This window comes from Streptomyces uncialis (assembly GCF_001905345.1).
Classification (GTDB): domain Bacteria; phylum Actinomycetota; class Actinomycetes; order Streptomycetales; family Streptomycetaceae; genus Streptomyces; species Streptomyces uncialis.
Genome location: NZ_LFBV01000010.1, coordinates 460,135 through 475,748 on the forward strand (window position 1 = coordinate 460,135; position 15,614 = coordinate 475,748).

Sequence of the window (15,614 nt, forward strand, 5' to 3'; positions counted from 1 at the left end):
CGCGAAAACGAGGACCGACCCGCACCCGAAGCGCGACCGCAATGGGGCAGCACCTCAGGGGCGCGGGGAACTGCGCACCCCACGAACGACGGTACGGGGACGAGTGCGCCCACCCGGACAGACCTCGGGGGCGCGAGCGAAGGCGACCTGCGCACCCACGAACGACCTGTGCGGGACAAGTACGACCAGCACAAGGAACCTCGGCGGCTCAGGAACCGCTTTCGCAGAACTCCGCTTCCTCGATCGTTCCGGCGGCCTCCGTCCAGTCGCCGTTGAGGTTGTACGCCAGGACCCTGCGGCCGTCGCGTGTGCTCACGGCCTGGGAGAGGGAGCCGGGCATCCCGCCCCCGTGGCCCCAGAGCTGGACCCCGCAGCTCGTCGTGCGGCTGACGATGCCGAGCCCGTACCCCGCCCCCGGGTGCCGCGGGGACTCCACCGTGGTCGTCATCGCGGCGAGCTGCTCCGGCGGAAGCAGCCGGCCGCCCAGCAGCGCCGAGTAGAAGCGGGTGAGGTCGGCCGAGGTGGAGATGATCTCGCCGGCCGCGTGGGCGAGGGTCGGGCTGAAGTGTGTGACGTCGTGGACCCGGGTGGCGGACGGGTCCGCGGAGAGCTTGGAGTAGGCGCGGCCGCCGGGGCGCGGCATCCGGGGGTCGGTGCCCGGGACGGTGGTGGAGCTCAGTCCGAGCGGGCGGATGACACGGTCCCGGACGGTCTCGCCGTAGGGGCGGCCGGTGATCCGCTCGATGATCATCCCGGCGAGGACGTAGTTGGTGTTCGAGTAGTTCCAGGAGGTGCCGGGCGGGAAGTCCGCGGGATGCCGCAGGGCGATGCGTACCAGGTCCCCCGGAGCGACGGTGTGGTAGGGGTGCTCGTAGAACCCGGGGGCGCGGAAGTACTCGCGGTCGAAGTCCTCGTCGGCGGTGTAGTTGCGGATACCGCTGGTGTGGTTGAGGAGCTGGCGGACGGTGATCCGGCGGCCGTCGTGGCCGTGGCCCCGGACGAGTCCGGGCAGCCAGCGGTCGACGGTGTCGTCCAGGTCGAGTTGTCCGTCGGCCTCCAGTCGGAGCAGGGCGGCGGCGACGAAGGTCTTGGTGATGCTGCCGACGCGGTAGTGGTCGCCGGTGCCGCGCGGGGTACCGGCGCGCAGGTCACCCGTTCCGGCGGCGGAGCGCCAGACGCCCGCGCGGTCCCGGACCTGGGCGGTCACCCCGGGGACCCCCGCCCGGACCAGGTCCTCCAGGGCGCGCGCGGTCGGTCCGTGGTCGTCGCGCAGTGGCCGGACGGGGGCGACAGGGCGGAGGGGGCCGAACAGTGCGCGCGGTACGGCGGCGCGGGGCCCCGGGTCCCGTACGGCGTCCGGTACGAGGGGCAGCGGGGTCGCGGCGACATCGCTGAGGATGCCGTACGGGACCGCGGGGACCGGGCCGGGCGGCGGGGCCACGGCGGACGGGATACGTACGGTCCCCCCGGGACCCGCCGCGTGGGCCGGGACGGTGAACGCGGTGACGGCGACCGCCGCCGCCATCCCCACGAGCGCGGTGCGCGCGCGTCCTGCTGCCATGTCTGCCCCTGCTCCTTCGGTCGTCACGGTCGGGCCGTCACGGACCGCCGGTCCGGTGGTGCGGACCGCGGCGCGCGAGAGCTCCTCCAGCAGGACACCCCGGATGGCGGGAGCGGTTGCCTCTTTCCCCGTGATCGGCCGTGAATCAGCCCCGATCAGGTGAACCGTCGTACCGGTTCGCGGTCTGTTCGTCCTGCGGGCGCGGTGGCACGCCGAACCGTCCGGCCGGTGGGCGTTCGCGCCACAGCCGCAGCCCGTGGTCCACGAGATCGACCCGGACGAGTCCGGGGACCTCGGCGAGCGGATGCCAGGCCGCCCGGTCGGTCGAGCCGTCCTTCTCGTCGCGCAGCGAACCGCCGGTCACCCGGGCCTCGTAGACGAGCCGCAGCGCGTGGACCTCGGCGGAGCGGCGCAGCGGGCGGGGTTCGCGGGGGCGCATCAGGGTGTCGGCGCCGAGCAGGGTGTGGGGTTCGACGCGGTAGCCGGTCTCCTCGGCGACCTCGCGGACACAGGTGTCGTACGGGTCCTCGCCGTGGTCCATGCCGCCGCCGGGCAGGGTCCAGCGGCGGGCGCCGTCGCGGGCGACCCATCGGGCGAGGAGGATCTGTCCGTCGTCCACGCAGACGGCGTAGGCAGCGACTCTCAGTACGTTCCGCATGCGCGCACGTTACGACGCGGCCCTCCGGACGGCGGGGACAAATGCGGCTTTCGCCCGCCATGCGGCCCATGGCGTATGGCGGAAGTGCGCCATGGGCACGACATGCCCCGGCCAACTCTCCCCAAACATCGACCTCGTACGTAAAGCTGAGCGGTCATCCGGCCCCGAAATCCGGAACAACGACGGACACGGTCGGTCACCACGACGACCGTCCCGGGCTCGGGCCCGGCGCGCGGCCGGACGGTCCGTCCGGCGGCGCGGCACCGGAAACGGTGTGGTGGACGCGCGTTGACCCGGGGCCGGGGAGACCCGAACCGTCCGCTCCTACACGTACAGGGATGCAGATGACCCCCAACCCCCAGCGGGCACCCCGCTCCGGTGCGAGACGCGCGGCACGCATAGCCGTGGCCGCGGGCCTGGTCGCCGCGCTCTCCGCCGCCGGCCCCCTGCCCTCGGCCTTCTCCGCGGACAGCGAGCCTGTCCCGGCCGACGCCGCCGTCAAGTCGGCCGACGAGAAGCTCGGTTCCGCCGACGCGGACCTCCTCGTCGCCGCCAAGGCCAGTGGCGCGAAGAACGTCACGATGATGATCGCCACCGCGCCCGGCGCGACCGAGCAGGTCAAGGACCAGCTCGACGCCGTCCAGGGCGGCTCGGTGGCCCGCACGCACGACAAGCTCGGCTATGTCCGCGCGACCGTCCCGACGGCGAAGGCCGAAGCGGCCATCGCGGCGGCCGGGAAGCTGCGGTCGGTGCACGGCATCGACCTGCGCCACGAGATCGAGCTGGACGACCCCTCCCCCTCCGGCGGCGCCAAGGGCACGTCCGGCAAGCGCTCCCCGGCCCCCGGCTCGTACCCGGCGCCGGGCCGTGACACCCCCGCGAAGAACCCGTACAACCCGTCCTTCGAGACGGGCGCGGTCGACTTCGTGCAGCAGAACCCGAAGGCCGACGGCCGCGGTGTCACCATCGGGGTCATCGACTCCGGTGTCGACCTCGGGCACCCGTCGCTCCAGAAGACGACGACCGGCGAGCGCAAGATCGTGGACTGGGTCACCGCGACCGACCCGATCCTCGACTCGGACGGCACCTGGCGGCGGATGACCAACCCGGTCACCGGACCCGACTTCACCTGGTCGAACACCACCTGGACCGCCCCTGCGGGCAGCTACCAGATCAGCACCTTCCGCGAGAGCGTCACCGCCAACGGCGACGCCAAGGGCGACCTGAACCGCGACGGCGACACCACCGACGTATGGGCGCTGCTGTACGACCCGGCCGCCGGGACCGTACGCGTCGACCTGAACAACAACCAGAACTTCACCGACGACTCGGCCCTGAAGCCCTACAAGGACGGCTTCCAGGTCGGGTACTTCGGTACGGACGACCCGGCGACGGCGATCGCCGAGCGGGTGCCGTTCGTGATCGAGATCCGCAAGGACGTGCCGACCGACCCGTACGGCGGTGACTGGGTCGGCAAGAAGGCCGACTTCGTCAACATCGGCATCATCGAGGGCGACCACGGCACCCATGTCGCCGGTATCGCCGCGGCCAACAGCCTGTTCGGCGGGAAGATGAACGGTGCCGCGCCCGGCGCCAAGGTCGTCTCCTCGCGCGCCTGTTCCTGGAGCGGCGGCTGCACCAACATCGCGCTGACCGAGGGCATGATCGACCTCGTCGTCAACCGCGGTGTGGACATCGTCAACATGTCCATCGGCGGGCTCCCCGCGCTGAACGACGGCAACAACGCGCGTGCCGAGCTCTACACGCGTCTCATCGACACCTACGGTGTGCAGCTGGTCATCGCGGCCGGCAACGACGGTCCCGGTGTGAACACCATCGGTGACCCGGGCCTCGCGAGCAAGGTCGTCTCGGTCGGCGCGACGATCTCCAAGGAGACCTGGGCCGCCAACTACGGCTCCGGCGTCCGCAAGTCGTACGCGATGATCCCGTTCTCGTCGCGCGGACCGCGTGAGGACGGCGGCTTCGCCCCGGTCATCTCCGCGCCCGGCGCGGCCATCAACACCACGCAGACCTGGACCGCGGGCGGTCCGGTCGCCGAGGCCGGCTACCAGCTGCCGCCCGGCTACTCGATGCTCCAGGGCACCTCGATGGCGTCCCCGCAGGCGGCGGGCGCCTCGGCGCTGCTGCTGTCGGCGGCGAAGCAGCGGGGCATCGACCTCACCCCGGCGAAGCTGCGCACCGCGCTGACCTCCACCACCAAGGAGGTCCGGGGCGAGCAGGCGCACGCGCAGGGCACCGGTCTGCTCGACGTGGTCGGCGCCTGGAAGTCGATCCGGCGCGGCGCGACCGCCCATGAGTACTCGGTCAAGGCCCCCGTCGACACCAACATCGACTGGGCGCTGAAGGACCCGGGCTTCGGCACCGGTCTCTACGACCGTGAGGGCGGCCTGAAGAAGGGCGAGCGCAAGACGTACGACGTGGTCGTCACGCGTACCTCCGGCCCCGACCGCCCGGTCCGCCATGAGCTGGACCTGGAGAAAAACCACGAGAACACGTTCCGCATCGTCGGTGACGACGAGGTGCTGCTGCCGCTGAACAAGCCGGTGACCGTCAAGGTCCAGGCGCGTCCGGTCTCGGGCGGCGTGCACAGCGCGATCCTGGAGGTGGACGACGAGCGCACCGAGGGCGTCGACCACCAGATCATGTCGACGGTCGTGGTCTCCACGCCGATCGCCAAGCCGTCGTCGGTGTTCTCGGCGTCCGGTGTCTCGACGCGCAACAGCCACCAGTCGTACTTCGTGACGGTCCCCGAGGGCGCGAAGAGCCTTGAGGTCAAGATGAGCGGCCTGGCCGCCAAGAGCCAGACCCGGTTCATCACGCTGCACCCGTACGGCGTGCAGATGGAGGACTCCAGCACCATCTTCTGCTACCCGAACTACGAGCACCCGCTGAACCAGTGCCGCCCCGACGTGCGCTCGTACCTCAACCCGACGCCGGGCGTCTGGGAGATCGAGGTCGAGTCGCGCCGTACGTCGCCGCTGCTGGACAACCCGTTCAAGCTGGACGCGACGGTGCTGGGCGCCTCCTTCGACCCGGCGACCCAGTCGCTCCCCGAGGCGAAGGTCGGCGTCCCGGCCCCCGTCTCCTGGAAGGTCACGAACAACTTCGCGAAGCTGGAGGGCGCGCTGAAGGGCGGTCCGCTCGGCTCCACGAAGGCGGCGCGGCCCACGATCGCGCACCACGACTCGCAGGAGTACCGGATCGTCGTGCCCGCGGGCGCCGCACGGCTCGACGCCTCGGTCGGCAATGTCTCGGACGCGGCGGCCGACCTGGACCTCGCCCTGTACAACCAGGCCGGGACGCTGGTGGCGAGTGCCGCCGACGGCGACTCGGAGGAGGCCGTGTCGGTGCGCAACCCCGCTCCCGGTGAGTACCGGGTGGTGATCGACGGTTACTCGGTTCCCGCAGGGAGCACCGCGTACGACTACCTCGACCTGTTCGTCGCGCCCTCGCTGGGCTCGATCACGGTCGACGAGACGAAGCGGTTCCCGCTGGGCCTCGGCAGCTCGGTGCAGGTCCCGGCCGAGGTCGTCGCGAACTCCTCGGTCGCCGCCGACCGTCAGCTCCAGGGCGATGTGCAGCTCGTCAACGAGCGCGGTTCGGTCACGGGTGTCGGCAGCGTGAGGGTCGACAAGGTCGTTCCGTAGTACCGCGTACCGGGTCCGGGGCCACACGGCCCCGGTGATCCGCCGGTACGCGCCAGGGGCGGGCTCCTTCGGGAGTCCGCCCCTTTCCCGTGTCCCGAGCCTCGCGGGTGGCGGTCAGCCGCGTGGTCCGGCGCCGTCGCACTCGATCGCCTTCGCGCCGGGCAGCGCCCCTACGACCAGCTCACGCAGTTCCGCCATGTCCTCGCCGGTGGCCCAGTTGTCGGGGTGGTCCTCGCCCTTCGGGACGCTGATGAGGGTGCGCTGACCGGGCGTCAGCCGGGGGTCGACGTCGTGGTCCATGGTGACGGTGATGCGCCCTGGTCCCTTGTCCGGCTTGTAGTGCCGTTCGACGTCCAGGGTGATCCGGTCGCGCGGGGCGCCCGGGACGGGTTCCACCCGGGTGACCGTCCCCTCGAAGATGAGCCGCGAGCAGGCGACGTAGCCCTCCGGGCCGAGCGAGGCGTTGTCGCCCTTGCGGTCCGCGTCCGACGGGAGCGGTCGCGTGGCCGGCTCCCCGGCGGCCTTGGCGCTCTCGGAGCTCGCGCCGAGACCGCCCGTCGCGTTCAGCCAGCTCACCCCGGCCGCCAGCGCGGCGACACAGGTCAGCGCCGAGACGCCGACCGCGAACCGCCGGGCGATCCGGCGACCGTCCCGCCGGCCGGGCGGGCGACGCGACGCGGGGCGGGGGGCTCTGGACGCGGCGGGGGCGGGAGTGGGGACGGGGGGCGCCTCCGGGTCCGGGGTCGGGGCCGTGCCGGAGGACGGGTCGGGGGGCGGGCCGGAGGGACCGGCGGCACCGGAAGGGTCCGAGGCCGGGTCGGGGGACGGGTCGCGGGCGAGGGTGTCGCCCAGGAGCCGCAGTCCGGCGCGGAGTTCGGCGAGGTCGGCGACGGCCGCGCGATGGGCGGCGGCGGTCGCCGGATCGGCGGACCGTCCGGGGGGCAGGGGCTCGTCCAGGATCGCCGACATCAGTACGTCGTCGTGGGGCAGCTCCTCGGTCATCTCACACCACCTCGTCCTCGTGCAGCCGCGCGCGCAGGGCCCGTACCGCCGTGTACAGCCTGCTCTTGACCGTGCCCTCCGGGACGCCGAGCCGGTCCGCGATCTCCCGTACCGGCAGGTCGGCGTAGAAGCGCAGCACGATCACCTGGCGCTGGCTGTCCGGGAGGCCGTCCAGCCCCTGGGCGAGGGCGACCGACAGGACCCGGGTGTCCTCGCCGCCGCCCGGCTGCTCGGCGGGCAGCGAGGCGAGACGTTCACCGACGCGTTCCTGACGGCGTCTGGAGCGGTGCCAGTCCATCGCGAGGTTGGAGGCGACCACGGCGGCCCACGCCGCCACGTCACGGGGTGCCTCCTGCCCCTTCGCCGCGCGCTCCAGCAGCCGCAGCCGGACCTGCTGCACCCCGTCCGGCAGGTCCGACCGCGGCACTCCCCCGAGCGCCAGGACCGCGCGTACCCGGTCCTCCTGTGCCTCGTCCAGCGGGTCCGCGTCCCGGACGGTCTCCCGGGACGGCTCCCGGACCGTGTCCCGGACTCGTCGCCACAGCAATGGCCGCTCCTCCCCTCGCCCCGCGCTCCGGGGTCCCCCGGGCCCTGTGTCGCTCCTATGACGCCGGAGGACACGGAAACGTTCGAACGGGTTCTCCGCCCGGTCCGCGCGCACGGAAGGTGGGACCCGGGCGCTGCGGAGTGACCGGGCGTCCCACTTCCCGGGAAGAGGGACGCTGGATTGGACACACGGGACGTGGACAGACGCATCATGGAACCGTTCGGCCGTCCTCGTACGTCAGCAGAGGTGTACGTACGGGGACGAAACACCTCAGAATCCCCGTACAGCGCGGTACGGACGCCGTAGTACACCCGGGCGGGCAGCCGACGCCCCGGGGCACAGCACCCAGAAGGAGTCACCGTGAGGATCGGAATCGTCGGAGCCACCGGTCAGGTGGGCACGGTCATGCGCAAGGTGCTCGCCGAGCGGGACTTCCCGGTCGGCGTGCTGCGCCTGTTCGCCTCGGCCCGGTCCGCCGGTTCCACGATCGACTGGAAGGGCACCGCGGTCACCGTCGAGGACGCCGCCACCGCCGACTACAGCGATCTGGACATCGTGCTGTTCTCCGCGGGCGGCGCGACCTCCCGCGCGCTCGCGGAGAAGGTCGCCGCGCAGGGCGCCGTCGTGATCGACAACTCCTCCGCGTGGCGGCGGGACCCCGAGGTGCCCCTGGTGGTGTCCGAGGTGAACCCGCACGCGATCGCCGACCGGCCCAAGGGGATCATCGCCAACCCGAACTGCACCACGATGGCGGCGATGCCCGTACTGCGTCCGCTGCACGAGGAGGCCGGGCTCGAAGCGGTGGTCGTGGCGACGTACCAGGCGGTGTCCGGGTCCGGGGTCGCCGGGGTCGCCGAGCTGCACGGACAGGTGCAGAAGGTCGTGGCCGACGCGGACAAGCTCACGCACGACGGGGACGCCGTGGACTTCCCCGAGCCCGCGGTCTACCAGCGGCCCATCGCGTTCAACGTCGTGCCCCTCGCCGGGAGCGTCGTGGACGACGGTTCCTTCGAGACCGACGAGGAGCAGAAGCTGCGGCACGAGTCCCGCAAGATCCTGGAGATCCCGGAGCTGAAGGTGTCCGGGACCTGTGTGCGGGTGCCGGTCTTCTCGGGGCACTCGCTCCAGATCAACGCGAGGTTCGCGCGGCCGATCAGTGTGGAGCGCGCGTACGAGCTGCTGGGCGGGGCGCCCGGGGTGGTGCTGTCCGAGATCCCCACGCCGCTTCAGGCCGCGGGGCGGGACGCGTCGTACGTGGGGCGTATCCGGGACGACGAGACCGTCGCGCACGGGCTGGCGCTGTTCGTCTCCAACGACAACCTCCGCAAGGGCGCTGCGCTGAACGCTGTGCAGATCGCGGAGCTGGTTGCCGCCAGCCTTTCGTCGTAGCGGGGCCCGTGCGGGGGCCCGTAGCTGTTCCGGGTCCCCGTGGTCGGTCCGGTGCCCGTGTCTGTGGGTTCCACCCGTGGGTGGTTCCGTCGCTGCGCGGGTTCCGGTCGGCTTCGCGCGGTTCCCCGCGCGCCTGGGGTTCCCCGGCTGATCGTGCTTGTTCCTGTGCGGTACTCGGTGGTCTGCGCAGTTCCCCGCGCCCCTTTGGGGCCACCCGTGGATGGTTCCGTCGCTGCGCGGGTACCGGTCCGTTTTGCGCAGTTCCCCGCGCCCCTGGGGTTCCCCGGCTCGTCGTGCTTGTTCCTGTGCGGTACTCGGTGGTTTCGCGCAGTTCCCCGCGCCCCTTTGGGGCCACCCGTGGGTGCTTCCGTCGCTGTGCGGGTCCCGGTCGGCTTCGCGCGGTTCCCCGCGCGCCTGGGGTTCCCCGGCTGATCGTGCTTGTTCCTGTGCGGTACTCGGTGGTCTGCGCAGTTCCCCGCGCCCCTTTGGGGCCACCCGTGGGTGGTTCCGTCGCTGCGCGGGTCCCGGTCCGTTTTGCGCGGTTCCCCGCGCCCCTGGGGTTCCCCGGCTGATCGTGCTTGTTCCTGTGCGGTACTCGGTGGTCTGCGCAGTTCCCCGCGCCCCTTTGGGGCCACCCGTGGATGGTTCCGTCGCTGTGCGGGTTCCGGTCGGCTTCGCGCGGTTCCCCGCGCGCCTGGGGTTGACCGGGCGCGGGGAAGTGGGCGGGGGCGGGTCAGGGGTGGGGGCGGTGGATGGTGAAGAGCAGGCAGCCGTGTTCCGCTGCTCTCAGCTGGACCAGGGCCACCGCCGGGTCCGCGAACGCCTCGTCCAGTGCCTCGTCGAGAGCGGGGGTCGGCTCCTGGGGGATCTCCATGAACCGCCCTCCGGCGATCCGCCCGTCCGCGTCGTAGCGCCGCAGCACCCGCAGCGCCCCGGGCCGGGCGAACGGATACCCGGCCGCACCGGCCACGGGCCCCCCGCAGTCCTCCGCGTGGATGAAGACGGGCCCCTGCTCGTCGTACGCCCCGGGACGGGCCCAGCGCTCGGCGGCCCAGCGCCGCAGCGGCGCGTACGACACGAGCGCGACGGACTCACCGGGGCGGCTGCGCCGCAGACAGCACCGCAGCGGCGCCCCGCCCTCCTCGTCGGTGTACGCCTCGCACGCGTGCCCGGCGTCATCAGCGGCCCTCAGCTGCGCCAGGGTGGCCGGGTCGATGGGGTGGGCGGGGTGGCGCGGGCGCGAAGTGGTCGTGGTCATGCCCTCAGCGTGCCGTCCCCACCAGCGGGTTTCCGGCGGAATCCGGACCTCGTGCCCGACGCGCGCGGACGGCCCGATATCCCAGGGCGATCGCCCGGCGGCGCATGGAAGGATGACGGGAAACGTCACGAATACGTCATGCGACCTAGGAGATGACCGCGTGCCTGGCACGAACCTGACCCGCGAAGAGGCGCAGCGCCGCGCCGCGCTGCTCACCGTGGACTCGTACGGGATCGATCTCGATCTCGGCGGCGCCCAGGAGGGCGGGACGTACCGGTCGGTGACGACGGTCCGTTTCGACTCCGCCGAGGCGGACGCGGAGACCTTCATCGACCTGGTCGCCCCCGAGGTCCACGAGGTGGTGCTGAACGGCACCGCGCTCGACCCGGCGGCCGTCTTCGCCGACTCGCGGATCACCCTGCCGGGGCTGCTGGCGGGGCGCAACGAGCTGCGTGTGGTCGCGGACTGCGCGTACACGAACACCGGTGAGGGTCTGCACCGCTTCGTGGACCCGGTGGACCAGCAGGCGTATCTGTACACGCAGTTCGAGGTGCCGGACGCGCGGCGGGTGTTCGCGTCGTTCGAGCAGCCGGACCTGAAGGCCGCGTTCCAGTTCACCGTGAAGGCGCCCGCCGGGTGGACGGTGATCTCCAACTCGCCGACTCCGGAGCCCAAGGACGACGTGTGGGTCTTCGAGCCGACCCCGCGTATCTCGACGTACATCACGGCGCTGATCGTGGGCCCGTACCACGCGGTGCACAGTGTGTACGAGAAGGACGGGCAGTCCGTGCCGCTCGGCATCTACTGCCGTCCGTCGCTCGCGGAGTTCCTGGACGCGGACGCGATCTTCGACGTGACCCGTCAGGGCTTCGAGTGGTTCCAGGAGAAGTTCGACTACGCGTACCCGTTCGCGAAGTACGACCAGCTCTTCGTGCCGGAGTTCAACGCGGGCGCGATGGAGAACGCGGGCGCGGTGACCATCCGCGACCAGTACGTGTTCCGCTCGAAGGTGACGGACGCGGCGTACGAGGTCCGCGCGGAGACGATCCTCCACGAGCTGGCGCACATGTGGTTCGGTGACCTGGTCACCATGGAGTGGTGGAACGACCTGTGGCTGAACGAGTCGTTCGCCACCTACACGTCGATCGCCTGCCAGGCGTACGCGCCGGGTTCGCGCTGGCCGCACTCGTGGACGACGTTCGCGAACTCGATGAAGACATGGGCGTACCGGCAGGACCAGCTGCCGTCGACGCATCCGATCATGGCGGAGATCAGCGATCTGGACGATGTCATCGTCAACTTCGACGGCATCACGTACGCGAAGGGCGCCTCCGTCCTCAAGCAGCTCGTCGCCTATGTCGGCATGGACGAGTTCTTCAAGGGCGTGCAGAAGTACTTCAAGGCGCACGCGTACGGCAACACCCGGCTGTCGGATCTGCTGGGCGCGCTGGAGGAGACCTCCGGCCGTGATCTGAAGAATTGGTCCAAGCTGTGGCTGGAGACCGCCGGGATCAACATCCTGCGGCCCGAGATCGAGACCGGCGCGGACGGGGTGATCACCTCCTTCGCGGTCCGTCAGGAGGCGCCCGCGCTGCCCGCCGGGGCTAAGGGCGAGCCGACGCTGCGCCCGCACCGGATCGCGGTCGGTTTCTACGACCTGGACGGCGCGGGCAAGCTGGTGCGCGGCGAGCGGGTCGAGCTGGACGTGGACGGCGAGCTGACCGACGTACCGCAGCTGGTCGGCAAGGCGCGGCCGGCGGTCGTGCTGCTCAACGACGACGACCTGTCGTACGCGAAGGTCCGGCTCGACGAGGCGTCGCTGGCGTTCGTCACCGAGCACCTGGGCGACTTCGCCGAGTCGCTGCCCCGGGCGCTGTCCTGGGCGTCGGCGTGGGACATGACGCGGGACGCGGAGCTGCCGGCGCGCGAGTATCTGGAGCTGGTGCTCTCGGGGATCGCGAAGGAGTCCGACATCGGGGTCGTCCAGTCGCTCCAGCGGCAGGTCAAGCTCGCGCTGGACCTGTACGCGGCGCCGTCCTGGCGGGAGGCGGGGCTGACCCGCTGGACCGACGCGACGCTGGCGCATCTGCGGGCCGCCGAGGCGGGCGGCGACCATCAGCTGGCGTGGGCGCGGGCCTTCGCGGCGACCGCCCGTACGCCCGAGCAGCTCGATCTGCTGGAGGCGCTGCTGGACGGTACGCGGACCATCGAGGGGCTGGCCGTCGACACCGAGCTGCGGTGGGCGCTGGTGCAGCGGCTCGCGGCGGTGGGCCGGTTCGACGAGGCGGAGATCTCCGCGGAGTACGAGCGGGACCGGACGGCCGCGGGTGAGCGGCACGCGGCTGCCGCGCGGGCCGCGCGGCCCACGGCGGAGGCGAAGGCCGAGGCGTGGGCGTCCGTCGTGGAGTCGGACCAGCTGCCCAACGCGGTGCAGGAAGCGGTGATCGCGGGCTTCGTGCAGACGGATCAGCGTGAGCTGCTGGCTCCCTACACGGAGAAGTACTTCGCCGCGGTGAAGGGCGTCTGGGAGTCCCGTTCGCACGAGATGGCCCAGCAGGTGGTGGTGGGGCTGTACCCCGTGCTCCAGGTGTCTTCGGGGACCGTTGAGGCCACCGACGCGTGGGTCGCTGCCGCTGGGCCCGGGGCGTCGTTGCTCCGCCTCGTTTCCGAGGCGAAGTCGGGGGTCGAGCGGGCCCTGCGGGCGCAGTCCGCCGACGCATCGGCGTAACCCCGCCCTCCCCGCGGGCCGGTCACCCCTCCGGTGCCCGGCCCCGGGGTTCCGCGTCCGGGGGTTCCGCGTCCCCCGTCCCCCGGGTTTCCTGTGCGGGTCGCCTTCGCTCGCGCTTGTGAGGTCCGTCCGGGTGGGCCCACTTGTCCCTGTTCGGGTCGTACGTGGGTGCGCAGTTCCCCGCGCCCCAGGATGCTGCCCCATTACGGTCGCTCTTCGGGCGCGGGCCGGTCCTCGTTTTCGCGCAGTTCCCCGCGCCCCTGGATGCTGCCCCATTACGGTCGCTCTTCGGGTGCGGGTCCGCCCTCGTCCTTTGCGCAGTTCCCCGCGCCCCTTAGGTTGCGCCCCTTACGGTTTCCGTTCGGGTGCGGATGGTCCTTGGTTGCTCGCGCAGTTCCCCGCGCCCCTGGGGTTCCATACCTGGGCGCACCTGTTCCCGTGCGGGTCGGACGGGGGTGCGCAGTTCCCCGCGCCCCTGGATGCTGCCCCGTTGCGGTCGCTGTTCGGGTGCGGGTCCGCCCTCGTTCTTTGCGCAGTTCCCCGCGCCCCTGAGGTTGCGCCCCTTACGGTTCCCGTTCGGGTGCGGGTGGTCCCTGGTTGCTCGCGCAGTTCCCCGCGCCCCTGGGGTTCCCCACCTGGGCTTACTTGTTCCCGTGCGGGTACTCCGTGGGTGCGCAGTTCCCCGCGCCCCTGAAGGGGCCCTCAGCCCCTTGCTGTTGCTTGTCACCCCCCTCCTCGCGCAGTCGCATGGCTGCGGGAGGGGGTGGGCGGGAATCTCTGCCCGCAGACTCCGATGCTCTTCAGTCGGGTACGGGGGATGTCCGACCGAGCGCGTTGGAGCGAGGACGGAGAATCCCGACCGGCACCGACCCGAAGAACCGACCGGGGGCGCCCCAAAGGGGCGCGGGGAACTGCGCAAACCCACCGAGCGACGGCACAGGAACGAAGTACGCCCAGCCGGACAGACCTGAGAAGCGCAAGCGAAGGCGACCCGCACAGGTACCTAGGGCGCGACCCGCAGGTCAGACCGCTCCGGGACGGCCGGAACCTCGGCGCCCGGGGCAGCGACCGACGGGGTACGGGTCGAACGAGGGCGGACGGTCACTTGACCGGCAACCGTCGCGGCGAACGCGACCCCCATCCCCACCACCTGAAGCGGCGTCAGCGCCTCCCCCAGCGCGACCCACCCGATCACCGCCGCGGTGAGCGGCGACAGCGGTCCGAGGAACGTCACCTGCGTGGCGGACAGCGTCCCGATCCCCCGGAACCACAGCCAGTACGCGATCGCCGTGTTCGCGACCGCCAGATACAGGTATCCGGCGACGGCCCGCCCGTCGAGCGCGGGCGGCGCCCCCTCGACCGCGAGGGCGAGCGGAGCCATCAGCAGCCCGCCCCAGGCCAGCTGCCATCCGGTGAGCGCCAGCGGCCCCACCCCCGCGGGCCGCCCCCACCGCTTCGTGAGCACGACCCCCGCCGACATCGAAAGGCTGGAGCCGACAGCCGCGGCGACCCCGATCGTGTCGAAGGACCCGGTCGCCCTGAGCACCACGAGACTCACCCCGAGCGCCGCCGCGATCCCGGTGAGCAGCGTCCGGGTGGTGGGCCGCTCGGAGAGCAACAGCGCGGCGAACCCGGCGACGAACAGCGGTCCGAGCGACCCGACGACCGCGGCCATCCCCCCGGGCAGCCGGTACGCGGAGAGGAACAGCAGGGGGAAGAAGACCCCGATGTTGAGCGCGCCGAGCACCGCGGACTTCCACCACCAAGCCCCGGTGGGCAGCAGCCGGGTGATCGCGAGGAGGGCGAGTCCGGCGGGCAGGGCCCGCATCAGCCCGGTGAACAGGGGGCGGTCGGGTGGGAGGAACTCCGTGGTCACCGCGTAGGTGGAGCCCCAGGAGACGGGGGCGAGCGCTGTGAGGGCGATGGTGGCGGTGCGGTTCATGGCGTCCCCCCGGGGAGCGTGGCCGGTCGGCCCGTACGAGCGACGGTCGCTCGCACATAAGTAGATTAGCCGTAAGCTACTTCCAGTCAAGCCTCTCGCCGCTAATTCACTTTTCGGGAAGCAGCTCGTTTACAAGCAAGCGACCGCTCGTCGATAATTCCCCCATGAACCAGCTCCCCCCGGCGCCCCCGCCGGACCCCGTCGACGCGATCATCGGCCAGTGGGCCAGGACGCGGCCCGAACTCGACACCCGGGCCATGGAGGTGTTCGGCCGGGTCTTCCGGCTGTCCCGTGCCGTGACCGACAAGATGGAGAAGGCGTACGAGCGCTACGGCATCAGCCGCGGCGAGTTCGACGTCCTGGGCACCCTGCGCAGATCAGGGGAGCCGTACACGCTCTCCCCCCGGCAGCTCTCCGCGACGCTGATGCTGACGACCGGGGGCATGACGGGGCGGCTGGACAAGCTGGAGCGGGCCGGACTGCTGCGCCGCGCACCCGATCCGCACGACCGGCGGGGGCTGCGGGTGAGCCTGACGGAGGAAGGGCTCGCGCTGGTGGACCGGGCGGTCGTCGCCGGGCTCGACATCCAGCGCGCGCATCTGTCCGTCCTCGACGACAGCCAGGCGGAGGAACTGGCCGCGCTGCTGCGTCCACTGCTCGCGCGGGCCGAGGAGCCGGGCGGCGCGGACTCGGACAAGGACACGGGGGCGGGGGCGGGGGCGGACACAGGCCGGGAGAAGGGCTGAGCCGGGCCTCACGCCCAGCCGTCCCATGCCCGGCCCCACGCTGGGACTCGCACCCGGGCCCGCGCCAGTCCCGCACCTGGGCCCCGTACCCGGGCCCACGCAGCACGAGGGCGGC

The 15,614-nt window shown here is 72.0% G+C and carries 10 protein-coding genes; 4 read left to right on the forward strand and 6 right to left on the reverse strand.

Annotated elements, in window-relative coordinates; all coding sequences use genetic code 11:
- Positions 1 to 208 precede the first annotated feature (208 nt).
- Complete coding sequence (locus tag AB852_RS32265) at positions 209 to 1,561, reverse strand: serine hydrolase domain-containing protein (RefSeq protein ID WP_245876996.1); 1,353 nt, start codon at positions 1,559 to 1,561, stop codon at positions 209 to 211.
- A gap of 145 nt (positions 1,562 to 1,706) precedes the next feature.
- Complete coding sequence (locus tag AB852_RS32270) at positions 1,707 to 2,219, reverse strand: NUDIX hydrolase (protein WP_073793739.1); 513 nt, start codon at positions 2,217 to 2,219, stop codon at positions 1,707 to 1,709.
- Between the two features lie 344 nt (positions 2,220 to 2,563).
- On the opposite strand from AB852_RS32270, the gene AB852_RS32275 reads away from it, so the two are divergent.
- A complete protein-coding gene (locus AB852_RS32275) occupies positions 2,564 to 5,887 on the forward strand; it encodes a S8 family serine peptidase (protein WP_073794330.1) in 3,324 nt (1,107 codons plus the stop codon).
- A gap of 114 nt (positions 5,888 to 6,001) precedes the next feature.
- Here AB852_RS32275 and AB852_RS32280 read toward each other — a convergent pair whose 3' ends face one another.
- Both AB852_RS32280 and AB852_RS32285 read right to left on the reverse strand, forming a co-directional pair.
- Positions 6,002 to 6,889: a hypothetical protein gene (locus AB852_RS32280; RefSeq protein ID WP_073793740.1), complete on the reverse strand. Its 888-nt coding sequence runs from the start codon at positions 6,887 to 6,889 to the stop codon at positions 6,002 to 6,004.
- A gap of 1 nt (position 6,890) precedes the next feature.
- Positions 6,891 to 7,436: a sigma-70 family RNA polymerase sigma factor gene (locus AB852_RS32285; protein WP_079185074.1), complete on the reverse strand. Its 546-nt coding sequence runs from the start codon at positions 7,434 to 7,436 to the stop codon at positions 6,891 to 6,893.
- 360 nt (positions 7,437 to 7,796) lie between these two features.
- Between AB852_RS32285 and AB852_RS32290 the strand changes: the two genes are divergently transcribed.
- On the forward strand, positions 7,797 to 8,825 hold the full coding sequence (locus AB852_RS32290) for an aspartate-semialdehyde dehydrogenase (protein WP_073793741.1): 1,029 nt from the start codon (positions 7,797 to 7,799) through the stop codon (positions 8,823 to 8,825).
- Positions 8,826 to 9,558: 733 nt separating this feature from the next.
- Here AB852_RS32290 and AB852_RS32295 read toward each other — a convergent pair.
- Complete coding sequence (locus AB852_RS32295; protein WP_073793742.1) at positions 9,559 to 10,083, reverse strand: DUF1203 domain-containing protein; 525 nt, start codon at positions 10,081 to 10,083, stop codon at positions 9,559 to 9,561.
- A gap of 160 nt (positions 10,084 to 10,243) precedes the next feature.
- Here AB852_RS32295 and pepN point away from each other — a divergent pair, with 160 nt between their 5' ends.
- The gene (gene pepN / locus AB852_RS32300; RefSeq protein WP_073793743.1) at positions 10,244 to 12,811 is read left to right on the forward strand and encodes an aminopeptidase N; all 2,568 of its coding nucleotides are present in this window, start codon (positions 10,244 to 10,246) and stop codon (positions 12,809 to 12,811) included.
- 1,003 nt (positions 12,812 to 13,814) lie between these two features.
- Here the strand turns inward: pepN and AB852_RS32305 are convergent.
- Entirely contained in the window at positions 13,815 to 14,753 is a 939-nt protein-coding gene (locus tag AB852_RS32305; protein WP_073793744.1) for an EamA family transporter, read from the reverse strand.
- A 164-nt stretch (positions 14,754 to 14,917) separates the two neighbouring features.
- Here AB852_RS32305 and AB852_RS32310 point away from each other — a divergent pair, with 164 nt between their 5' ends.
- Positions 14,918 to 15,499, forward strand: coding sequence for a MarR family winged helix-turn-helix transcriptional regulator (locus AB852_RS32310; protein ID WP_079185075.1), 582 nt, complete (start codon positions 14,918 to 14,920; stop codon positions 15,497 to 15,499).
- The last annotated feature ends 115 nt before the right edge of the window (positions 15,500 to 15,614 follow it).

Coding starts and splice junctions, on each gene's coding strand:
- AB852_RS32265 (WP_245876996.1), bottom strand. CDS start 1,561: ATGGCAGCAGGACGCGCGCGCACCGCGCTCGTGGGGATGGCGGCGGCG.
- AB852_RS32270 (WP_073793739.1), bottom strand. CDS start 2,219: ATGCGGAACGTACTGAGAGTCGCTGCCTACGCCGTCTGCGTGGACGAC.
- AB852_RS32275 (WP_073794330.1), top strand. CDS start 2,564: ATGACCCCCAACCCCCAGCGGGCACCCCGCTCCGGTGCGAGACGCGCG.
- AB852_RS32280 (WP_073793740.1), bottom strand. CDS start 6,889: ATGACCGAGGAGCTGCCCCACGACGACGTACTGATGTCGGCGATCCTG.
- AB852_RS32295 (WP_073793742.1), bottom strand. CDS start 10,083: ATGACCACGACCACTTCGCGCCCGCGCCACCCCGCCCACCCCATCGAC.
- AB852_RS32305 (WP_073793744.1), bottom strand. CDS start 14,753: ATGAACCGCACCGCCACCATCGCCCTCACAGCGCTCGCCCCCGTCTCC.
- AB852_RS32310 (WP_079185075.1), top strand. CDS start 14,918: ATGAACCAGCTCCCCCCGGCGCCCCCGCCGGACCCCGTCGACGCGATC.